The sequence below is a fragment of the candidate division WOR-3 bacterium genome, from assembly GCA_016926475.1.
Classification (GTDB): Bacteria; SDB-A; SDB-A; order SDB-A; family SDB-A; genus JAFGIG01.
Genome location: JAFGON010000012.1, coordinates 17,442 through 27,427 on the forward strand (window position 1 = coordinate 17,442; position 9,986 = coordinate 27,427).

At 42.0% G+C, this 9,986-nt stretch carries 10 protein-coding genes; 3 read left to right on the forward strand and 7 right to left on the reverse strand.

Annotation, left to right across the window (positions count from 1 at the left end):
• Nucleotides 1-144: 144 nt before the first annotated feature.
• From JXA84_00925 to JXA84_00950, 6 genes are all read right to left on the reverse strand, one after another.
• Nucleotides 145-861 carry a peroxiredoxin gene (locus JXA84_00925; protein ID MBN1149764.1) on the reverse strand — a complete coding sequence of 239 codons (717 nt, stop codon included), beginning with the start codon at nucleotides 859-861 and terminating at the stop codon, nucleotides 145-147.
• Nucleotides 862-1,137: 276 nt separating this feature from the next.
• Nucleotides 1,138-1,599, reverse strand: a complete 462-nt coding sequence (locus tag JXA84_00930) for a hypothetical protein (GenBank protein ID MBN1149765.1) — start codon at nucleotides 1,597-1,599, stop codon at nucleotides 1,138-1,140.
• Nucleotides 1,596-2,339 carry a SagB/ThcOx family dehydrogenase gene (locus JXA84_00935; protein ID MBN1149766.1) on the reverse strand — a complete coding sequence of 248 codons (744 nt, stop codon included), beginning with the start codon at nucleotides 2,337-2,339 and terminating at the stop codon, nucleotides 1,596-1,598. Before JXA84_00935 ends, JXA84_00930 begins: the two co-directional genes overlap by 4 nt.
• 27 nt (nucleotides 2,340-2,366) lie before the next feature.
• On the reverse strand, nucleotides 2,367-3,065 hold the full coding sequence (locus JXA84_00940) for a hypothetical protein (GenBank protein MBN1149767.1): 699 nt from the start codon (nucleotides 3,063-3,065) through the stop codon (nucleotides 2,367-2,369).
• Complete coding sequence (locus JXA84_00945; GenBank protein MBN1149768.1) at nucleotides 3,062-3,751, reverse strand: TrkA family potassium uptake protein; 690 nt, start codon at nucleotides 3,749-3,751, stop codon at nucleotides 3,062-3,064. Before JXA84_00945 ends, JXA84_00940 begins: the two co-directional genes overlap by 4 nt.
• 11 nt (nucleotides 3,752-3,762) lie before the next feature.
• Nucleotides 3,763-5,439 carry a Trk family potassium uptake protein gene (locus tag JXA84_00950; protein MBN1149769.1) on the reverse strand — a complete coding sequence of 559 codons (1,677 nt, stop codon included), beginning with the start codon at nucleotides 5,437-5,439 and terminating at the stop codon, nucleotides 3,763-3,765.
• Between the two features lie 182 nt (nucleotides 5,440-5,621).
• Between JXA84_00950 and JXA84_00955 the strand changes: the two genes are divergently transcribed.
• Nucleotides 5,622-5,762, forward strand: coding sequence for a hypothetical protein (locus tag JXA84_00955; GenBank protein ID MBN1149770.1), 141 nt, complete (start codon nucleotides 5,622-5,624; stop codon nucleotides 5,760-5,762).
• On the forward strand, nucleotides 5,759-6,217 hold the full coding sequence (locus JXA84_00960) for a hypothetical protein (protein MBN1149771.1): 459 nt from the start codon (nucleotides 5,759-5,761) through the stop codon (nucleotides 6,215-6,217). Before JXA84_00955 ends, JXA84_00960 begins: the two co-directional genes overlap by 4 nt.
• 25 nt (nucleotides 6,218-6,242) lie before the next feature.
• On the opposite strand, the gene JXA84_00965 is transcribed toward JXA84_00960, so the two are convergent.
• The gene (locus tag JXA84_00965) at nucleotides 6,243-8,483 is read right to left on the reverse strand and encodes a carbohydrate binding family 9 domain-containing protein (protein MBN1149772.1); all 2,241 of its coding nucleotides are present in this window, start codon (nucleotides 8,481-8,483) and stop codon (nucleotides 6,243-6,245) included.
• Between the two features lie 136 nt (nucleotides 8,484-8,619).
• Here JXA84_00965 and JXA84_00970 point away from each other — a divergent pair, with 136 nt between their 5' ends.
• Nucleotides 8,620-9,939: a S41 family peptidase gene (locus JXA84_00970; GenBank protein ID MBN1149773.1), complete on the forward strand. Its 1,320-nt coding sequence runs from the start codon at nucleotides 8,620-8,622 to the stop codon at nucleotides 9,937-9,939.
• Nucleotides 9,940-9,986: the final 47 nt, after the last annotated feature.

The following is a 9,986-nucleotide window of genomic DNA, read 5'->3' on the forward strand; positions in this document are numbered from 1 at the left end:
ATTTTAGACAAACCGTTTTTTAAATATTATTCTCAATGACTGATAAGGTTGATGGAAGTCCCGTAAAAGGCTTTTGGAAGTTATAAAACAAAGTGTGGCAAGTTATTGAAAGTTCACCACACTTTTTCGCAAAAAGAAAAGATTTCAGTCGAAAGCCATATCTGTTTTCCAGACCTCCCATACTTTGCCGACAAGATCAGGACCCGGCTTTAAGGTCATTTTTCCAGGTTTCCAGCCCGAAGGAGCGGCTTCTGTGCCCTTGCTGTTGCGTACAAGTTGAAAAGCCTGTATTTGACGCAATGTCTCGTTAACGTTTCTTCCCACAGGAGGCGTCAAAACCTCATAACCCTGTATGATTCCATCCGGGTCTATGAGAAAACGACCTCTTGTCTCAACCCCGGCGTCAGGGTCATATACTCCGTAAACAGACCCGACTTTGCCTCCAGCGTCGGAGAGCATTTGAAAAGGGACTCCGCCTTTGACCATTTTGGACAATTCGTTTTCATTCCAAATCTTGTGAACAAAAACGCTGTCGACACTGACCGACATAACTTCAGCGCCTAATTTCTGAAATTCAGGGTATTTTTCTGCGACCGCAGAAACTTCTGTCGCTCAGACAAAAGTGAAGTCACCAGGATAAAAGCAGAGAACAATCCATTTTCCGAGGAAATCCGACAGTTTTACCGACGTAAACTTACCTTTAAAATAAGCTGGAGCCGAAAAGTCCGGCGCCTTTTTTCCGACCATTACCATGGTTTTGTCTTCCTTGTTTAAGGGTTTAGTATCCTCTTTTGCCGGTTCCAGCTTCTCTCCGACCGGACCTCCTGTAGGTCTCGCGCAACCGATTTGCTCTTCAGCCATTGGCATTCTCCTTTTCTGTATAATTTAAACAACAGAATCTGATTATCCGCATTTTATTGCAGGGTATTTGATGAATGATTATGAGTATTTCTCTTATGGTTGGATTTGTAAACATATCTGATAAACCCACGCGTAGATTTTATCACGGCTGAACCTGTTTTCAAACATTAATTTAGCGCCAAAGCAACTTATTCAAATCCAACCATCACCGGATCTGAATCATTACCTTTTTTTGGGAAAACCCTATCTTCCGAACTTTATTTATAGTAGAACAGGTTAAAGATGCCATATTTCAAAATTAATCATATTTGTCGCCGTATCCAAAGTGAGTTTAAACGGTTCTGACCTTTCAAGTTTTGAATGAAAGTATTCATAACCGAAAGTCCTTGAAATCCATACTCCCCCGAGGCTTTCCTTTTCGACCATAATCCATGCTGATTCAGCATAATTTGCGCCAGCGACACAGTTGTAATATTCTGATCCTACGATTTGATATTCAATACCGCTTTCAGACTTATCCTGGTATTGTATTACTATATATCTCGTGTAGTCTGAATCAAATGCTCCGGAGGTATATCTCGTACTGTCGACGATTATTGTGAAAAGAGTATCTATTGCAATTCCGGTCTTATCTTCTATCAACCAGCTAATTTCTTTCTTATGGCTTTCTGCTTGAAAACAGCCCGTCAGAAGAAACAGAAACGCCAAGACATTTGTCTTCAGGTCTGTCTTATTCATAACTTTCCTACCGGAGCGATATAAACCACAAATTCTTCAACGCCGTCCAAATCCAGCATTTCATCCGATCTCTCCTGATCGTAGGCTGCTACTGCACAAGTTCCCGCGCCAATTGCCGAACAAGCCAAATAAAGATTCTGACAGACGTGCCCTGCGTCAAGGGCAATAACTTTGTACGAAGCCTCGGCGTATCTCCATTCCATGCGCGCAGGGATTACCGACCAATAGAAAGTGACCGCGCCCCGACTGCAGAAATCCTGCCCGAGAGTCGAAGCCGAAACGGTTTCTTCCAGGTTCTCGACTTCTTTGATAAATACCAATTCATGGCTGAGAGGAAGATAACGATAGACACCCTTTTCAAGCCCTTTAACCCTGAAAACAGCGAGATATGTTTCAAAAGCATGCCTGCATCCTGCAGAAGGAACTGTCCTGAAGTAAACTCTGTTTTTTATGTTTTCCCTTATCCCCTGAGTTGACCAGAGAAGAAAAGAAAGTTCCTCCAAGGACAACGGGTCTTGCATAAAAGATCTGTGGGACTTTCTTTTTGCGATTGCCTTTTCTACGGATACGCTTTTGATCGAACTCCAAGCGCCGGGCGTTACCAATGCAGTTTTTTTTGCTTTCAACGGACTTTTTTTTTCAACTGGTGGAGCCGGGATCCCTTCACTCTGTCGAGTTTTAGAAAAATCAACTTTCTTTCTTATGCTGTCTTTCAAAAAATCTCTGTAGTATTCCTTCATTTTAGATCTCTCTTTTGAATTTTAAACCTACCGTATTTCTTCGACAAAAATCAGAGCGTAAGCGACTTTTTCGTCTTTTCCCCTTACAGGTATAAAATCGAACCAAAAGGTTTTCGTGATTTCTCCGATCGGCAGTCTGAAAGGAGCTTGAAATTTCTTTTCGATTTTATCTTTCATGAGAGCAAGCAACAAAATTCGGACAAATTTTGTGTTGTATTCGTTTTTTTCGATAGACGTGAAAGAAAACCTGTTGTTTTTTACTCCGAAAAGGGTTTGAAGTGCTCTGTTCATTATGAAATGTTTTTCTTCGACATCGACCAACATGCAGGGTTGGTCAATCCTGTTGAAGATGATATCGAGAACCGAAAAGCTGAGTTGAACCTTTTCCGCTCTCAGCCTGTCGAAAAGGCAAAGCCTTTCACTCAACTTGTTTGAAAGGTCGACAATTCCGGTGAATTCATCGTACACCGGACAATTTTGCTTAATGCCTACTTTGTAGTCTCCCCCGTAAAGAGATTTGATAAAAGTCAACATCCTCTTTTGGAACAAAACAGTCCTGGTCGCCAAATAAACCGATAGAGAGAAAAATATCGCGGAATAGACGTAAAACAGAACGCCCCTTAAGACACCGCTTAAAAAAAGCAGGATTATTGAACCCACCCCGAGCAGGAATATCGAAAAAAAAACAAAGACCGCCGATATTTTTATAACTTTATTTTTTTTCACTTTCCTTTGGCAAACCTTTCGATGTTTTTGTCCGATCCGGCTATGAGTAAAAAAACGTCTTCTTTGAGCTCTTCATCGGGTGACGGGATATCGTCGAAGACTTCCTTGAACTCCCTCTCCCCGGATGAATTTACATGCGGTATCAGATATTTTATTCCCACGACATTGACCTTGAACTCCGTTCTCGGTTCTATTTCCCTGAGAGTTTTCCCGATAAAAGAATCGGGGATTTTTATCTCAGCTATGCTGTGACCTTCAGAAAGCGGAATTCTCTTTGACACGTAGCTCGAGACAAGGCTTCTCGCTATAGTGATTCCCATTTGTTCTTCAAGGCCAATTATCTGATCTACGTCGAGCGTTTTTAAAATTTCTTTTTGAAGCTCGTTTATCGCCCTGGACCAAATTCTTTTGACTCCCATTTTTTTTAAAAGCAACGTCGTGAGAAGATTAGCTTCTACATCGTCACCGATGCAGACAACTGCTACATCCACGTCCTGAACACCTATTGAAAGAAGAGCGTTTTTGTCCAAGGAGTTTAGGCAAACGGCATAAGTTACAGTTTCTTTAATATCTTCGACTTTGTTCTTGTCGTTGTCTATGGCAATTACCTGAGCGCCTTTGTCAGTAAGTTCCTTAGCGAGCGTGCTCCCAAACACACCAAGTCCTATAACCGCGATACTTCTCATCTTTTCTTCTTTCAGCCGATCATAACTTTTTCTTCGGCGTATGTATAACCGGTTTTTTTGTAGTGAGAAATCAAAGTGTAACCGATAGTCAAAGGGCCCAGCCTTCCAAAAAACATCAGAACTATTACGAGGCTCTTTCCAATGGAAGAAAGATGCGGAGTGATGCCCTTGGAAAGCCCGACCGTACCCACTGCGCTTACAGCTTCAAACAAAATATCAAAAAATGAAAATTTTTCAAAAAACAAAAGCAGTGTAACAACTATAAAAAGTACAAAAATGTAAAGAAGTAAAACCGTCACGGCTTTGGCTATTGTCTCGTCTGGTATCGTTCTTTTGAAAATTTCTACGTTCCTGTTTTTCGTGAAACCATTTGTCATGCAACCCCACAAAACCGCAAAAGTTGTGGTCTTGATTCCGCCCCCTGTAGAGCCAGGGGAAGCTCCTATGAGCATCAAGCCTATCATCAAGAGTATTGTGCTCGGTGCGAGCGAAGAAAGGTCAACGGTGTTGAAACCGGCTGTTCTCGTCGTGACCGATTGAAATATCGCCGACAATATCTTTGTCTTGAACCCGGACGAATTCGGAAATTCGAATAGAAATATCCCCGCCGATCCCACCAATATAAGAATCAAAGAGACGAATACAACTATTTTAGACTGAACTTTGAAATGGAAATTTGTTTTTCTCTCTTTGACGAGGTATTTTGTCTTTTGCCATATATCTTTTATCGCCGCGAAACCCAGACCGCCGAAAATTATCAGACCGGATATTATAAGGACAGTAGCCGTATCTGAAGCAAAACAGGACAGACTGTCGCTGAAAGTTGAAAAACCCGCGTTGCAAAAAGCCGAAACAGAATGGAAAATACCATGGTAGATTGTTTCATGGAGCGAATCGAACCTACCGATCCAGAATATCGCTAGGGCGACAGCTCCAACCGCTTCAAAAAACAGCGTCATCTTGAAAATGAATTTGATGAGCTGGGTGACTCCCGACAATTCATTTTGCTCCAGTATGTCACCCATCGCGGCTTTTTGCCCAATATCCATCTTCTTTCCGGTAAGTATCGCGAGCATGACGGAAAAAGACATTATTCCAAGTCCACCGAGCTGAATGAGTGCCAAAATAATCATCTGGCCCAACCTGCTGAAATGGGTGGCTGTGTCCTTAACTATCAAGCCCGTAACGCATACTGCCGAAGTCGAAGTGAAAAGAGCGTCCAAAAGAGGGGTTTCTTCACCTCGGGAAGACGCGAAAGGGAGGGTGAGAAGAACAGCACCCGAGAGTATTAAAAAGAGAAATGAAATGGTCGTGACCTGCGCCGCTTTCAAACCCGTTCCTTCTATGAAATTTTTAGCCCTTCTGAATCTTGAGAGCACAGACACGACTATCGCCACCTGCCAGAAGATAACGCTGAGAGACATGTTTTCTTTAGGGAAAAAAAAGTATACGAGTGGAACCAGGATGATAATGTCGTACCAGTTGTACAAAATATGCCTGATCTTGTTTCTTGAGTATAAAAACATCAGAGCAGCGTCAGAGAAAAAAACGAGAATCACGGAAAAGTTTATCCACCTTAGATAGGGATAGATGTTTTCGGCTAAAGAAGTCTGCGACCGCTCAAACAAAAGCAGAAACAGGGCAAAAAGAGCCATTATGCCCGCGATTTTATCCACAATACTTTTCATTTTTTTATTGATTGTAGAAAAACTTTTCAACAGGGGCAAGCGGTAAATCCAGTTTCATAAAGAAATGGCTTTATGATAATGTTATTGACCTTTCATCTGATTTTTTTTCCATCTCTAAAAGGCTGTTGTTTAGCTATAGACAGATGTATATTTTTTCGGACTACAACATGGAGGAGGTTTTCATGAAAATTGTTTTTATTTTTTTTACCTTCATCACCATGATGTCATTTTCCTTGTTTTCTTCCCAAAAAAAGGTTTCATCGTCGGTTTCACAATCGGACCGTCTCTTTCTTTCGTTCACGCTGAAAACAACCAGAGCATGAAATACGATAAAACACATTTCGGAATGAGTTTCGACTTCAGAGTGGGTTGGGCGTTCACAGACCAATTTTCTATTCAATACGACCACAAAAGCGCAATTTTTTTCAGCGACGTGCTTGATAGGGAACTTTCAGACAGACAAAAAATATTCGCCACTCTTTTCCTGCCCTTCTATCCCATGACATTCAGCCACAACAACGCCGGAATAGGAATGACTTATTTTTTCAAACCGAAAACTCACTCTGCTTACATCGACGGCAACTTCGGTTTTGCCATATACCCAATCGGCGACTGGCTTGACGACATAACGGGCGGACCCGGATTTTTTCTCGGTGAAGGTTACAAGTTCTCTGAACACTGGCATTTTCACGGGTCGATTCTTTTCGGTTTTTCTTCAGAAGACGAAACCTGTTTCGATATGACCTCCAATGCTGTTTCTACAATCCTGACCGTATAGAACACCTCTTTTACTGAGTTTCCTTTTAAATCACGAAAGAATAGCCTACTTTTGCAAAAAGCGTTCTGTCCCTTTGAGCAATCGGGTTTACCTCGTCGCCGTCGTAGTTGTCCGAATACCCCAGATATAAAACTGTCTGCGGGTTGACCTTGTACGAGAAAAGAAGCTGTGTGAATATCGACTTGCTCTCTCTGCTTATAGGGAAGGGGTAGAGGTCGGGATCAAAAACATAACCTACGTATTGAAGGATGCCCCTCACAAAGCATTTGTGGGAAAAATGGTGTTTAGCGGATAAATTTAGGACATTGGCGGTGTACAGTTTTCCCTCTTCAATCTCCATCTCTTCGTATTCATGGGAAATTTCAACGTAGAAGTTTCTCCCAACATTCAGTTCGATATATGGTTCTACGTGCAGACAAACACCGGGTCTGATTCCGTTGTAGTCAATATCGTCGCCATAACTCGAATACAGGGACAAAAAAATCATCGATGAAGGTCGAATCTGGAAATAAAAGGTTCCCCTGTCGTTGTCGAATTCCTCTCCCAAAAATCCCTTTTGACCCTCGAAAAGGTTTATCTCCGCGTAAATCATGTGCGATCCGGAATAACAAGCGCCTATTCTATGCTCTTTGTAGATCAAAGTGTCACCGAAATTTTCCTCATAGGTGTAGGAATACGACAAATTCAATTCACGATACCAGTTTCTCGGAGAACCTATCCAAGAATAATCAAGACCTGTGCTCATGTTTTTGTAATTGTCCTGGTAGACGTGTCCCAAATCACCCCTGAAAAAAGGATCCATGAGGTAGAAATTCCAATACCAATTCAAGTTTCTGGTATTGTGATAATAACCTCCGAGCAAAGACCACCCTTCAAAAACAGTGTCCGGCTGACCGTATCTCGAATAGATTTCTTCGGGGTATTGGGTGCTCGAATAGGCTCCTGCGAAATTAATCCTGTCGTTTCTCCGCAAGTTGAAACTTCCGCTCACTCCACCCGTCCTGTTGAAATAATTCTCGCCCTCCCTGTCCGTGAGTATAATACCGGCGTTGGCAGATATACCAAAATCCCTGAAATATCTGAGAACCGCGCCCAAATTATTCTTTTCGAGACTTGCGGTCCTTGAATAAAAACTGTTGGGTATTGTGAAGTTCGTTATGCTGTCCTCAACTATCACAAACCCTATCGAGTTTACGCCTTCCTTTCCCGTTATTTTTAGACCCCATTCTGGATCGGCAAAGGTTCTAAATTTGAAAACGGGAATGCTGAAGCTGAACAGTTCAGATCCTTCGAGAAAAAAAGGTCTTTTTTCAGGGTAGTAAATCGAATACTGTTCGTTGACGTTCAATTCAGCGGCGTCCGCTTCGATCTGTGAAAAATCCGGGTTTATAGTCGCGGAAAGTTTCATGTTTGAAGCGAATTTCCAGAACATCGTCAGGCCTGGATCGTATCTCTCGGCTGTGTTTTCGAAACTTCCGTTTTCCCTCTCCTGTGACAGAATTGCGACGAAAGTCGGATCGATTTCGATGTTTCTTCCGGGGTTCACCCCCACAAAACCTATCAATTTGTCGGCCTGGTTCATGTAGCTGTTTATATTGGGGTCTCTCGGAAAAAGTCCTACATGGTGTCTCACGCTTCTCGGGTAGCTTCTGACGATGTCAATACCAAATATTCTCGCCCCTTCAGAACGAGGGAAATTCAAAGCCCTGAATGGTATGCACATTTCGACGGTGTAGCCGGTATCGGTAATAGTTCCCGCAGAATTCCAAACAGCATCCCAACTCTGCAAGGTACCGCTGTATGAACTCTCAATCTGGTCCATCTGAACCCCCAAAGGATTGGAGAAAAAATCGTATGTTCTCCGCTCATCGTTGTAAGTGTCAAGGATTAACCCCACCCAGTCGTCGTTCCACGCGTTGTCTCTGTCGCAGATTCTCGCCCTGATGTCTGCAGGTTTCGGATCTTTGGCAACAAAAACCGCGTAGAGATTCTTTTCATCGTAGGCGAGATATATTTCAGTTGCAACCGGCGGTTCAATATTTTCTCCGGGATCAACCTCGTAGTTAAGGAATAGATGAAGTGCGTTTTCCCACTCTTCCATTTCGAAAATTCCGTCAATCCGGATCTTTTTATCCTTCATCGGTATCAGATGATAATTGTCCATAGAGTCGGCTAAAACTAAAAAATCCTCTCCAATTCCCTCGAATTGAGAGAATATGCTTCCAGAGGTCAAAAGAATAGAAATGATAAGAATCCTGCACTTCACACCTACCTCCCTTTTTTATGTTATCAGTTACGTATTTTATCAATAATTAAAATAAAGTCAACATAAATCTTGAAATAAAAAGCATTTGACAAAAATTCAAATATATGTTACTGGTTACATAAATAAAGGAGGAATTATGAAAGTTCTGTTTCTGGCTCTAATCTTTCTCGCTCTTCACTTTGATCTGGTTTCTCAAAACTTCATCATGCAAGACAGGGCGATTGACGCTACAGAAAAAGAAAAAATCCTCGACAGTATAACCGGCTATCTAGCAGAAACTTACGTCTATGAAGAAGTCGCGGAAAAGATGAACGATCTTGTCATGTCAAATTTACACAACGGGTTGTACGACCATATTTCAGGTTTGAACGAATATGTCCAAACTCTCAACGAGGATTTATTTTCAGTCTGCCAGGACAGACATTTCCAGATACTCCCATTTGTAGATCCGAGGTTGTCACAAGAAAACCCTGAAGAAGAAGACGAAATCAAAATGATAGAAGAGATGCGACAAAAAAATTTCGGTTTTGTGAAAATTGAGATTTTACCCGGAAACATCGGATATCTCAAATTCGACGAATTTGTAAATGCGAGGTATGCAGGTCAAACTGCCGTTGCGGCTATGAATTTTCTTTCAAACACCGATGCACTGATTCTCGATCTCAGGGACAACGGAGGCGGTGAAGCGAGCATGATTCAGCTCCTGGCCAGCTATTTCTTCGATATACCAAAGAACATAAATGATTTTTACTACAGAATCGACGATGTCTATGAGCAGTCATGGACATATTCATTCGTGCCGGGGAGTAAAATGACAGAAACACCGGTTTACATATTAACGAGCAGTTACACATTTTCAGCTGCTGAAGAATTCACATACGATCTTCAAAAACTCGAAAGGGCATCAATCGTCGGAGACACCACGGGGGGTGGGGCTCATCCCATAACCGCAAAATCATGGGATAATTTCGGAATAACGATTGTATGCCCTTTCGCCAGAGCTTGCAATCCGGTCTCTGGAGACAATTGGGAGGGAGTGGGAATTATTCCGGACTACCCCGTCGAATCACGAATTGCTCTTGAAACCGCACAGCTTATCGCTTTAAATGAAATGCTAAAAAAAAACGAAGATCCGGAGAGAGAAAAGGAGACCGCATGGCTTGTTGAATACTATGACGGTCTTCTCAATCCAGTGTTTCTTTCAGAAACCGAACTTGAGAAATACGAGGGTATTTATGAACCAAGAAAAATATACTTGGAAAATGGAGCCCTTTATTACGTAAGGCAGGGAAGAACACCTTACCAAATGGTGTACATCGGAGACGATACATTTTTAATAAAAGATTTGACTGCCCTGAGGATTAAATTTGAAAAAGACGAATTTGGATCTTGCTCGGCTCTTATAGCCCTTTATCAAGGTGGCAGGTCTGAAACCAACCCTCGTAGTTTGAGGTAAGTCAATAAAACTTTTATCCGAGGTTTACTGAATGATAAAAAGGTACG

Bases quoted from the DNA above. Each gene is read 5' to 3' on its own strand.
- JXA84_00935 (MBN1149766.1), bottom strand. From the start codon at position 2,339: ATGAAGGAATACTACAGAGATTTTTTGAAAGACAGCATAAGAAAGAAA.
- JXA84_00945 (MBN1149768.1), bottom strand. From the start codon at position 3,751: ATGAGAAGTATCGCGGTTATAGGACTTGGTGTGTTTGGGAGCACGCTC.
- JXA84_00955 (MBN1149770.1), top strand. From the start codon at position 5,622: ATGAAAATTGTTTTTATTTTTTTTACCTTCATCACCATGATGTCATTT.
- JXA84_00970 (MBN1149773.1), top strand. From the start codon at position 8,620: ATGAAAGTTCTGTTTCTGGCTCTAATCTTTCTCGCTCTTCACTTTGAT.
- JXA84_00960 (MBN1149771.1), top strand. From the start codon at position 5,759: ATGAAATACGATAAAACACATTTCGGAATGAGTTTCGACTTCAGAGTG.
- JXA84_00950 (MBN1149769.1), bottom strand. From the start codon at position 5,439: ATGAAAAGTATTGTGGATAAAATCGCGGGCATAATGGCTCTTTTTGCC.
- JXA84_00930 (MBN1149765.1), bottom strand. From the start codon at position 1,599: ATGAATAAGACAGACCTGAAGACAAATGTCTTGGCGTTTCTGTTTCTT.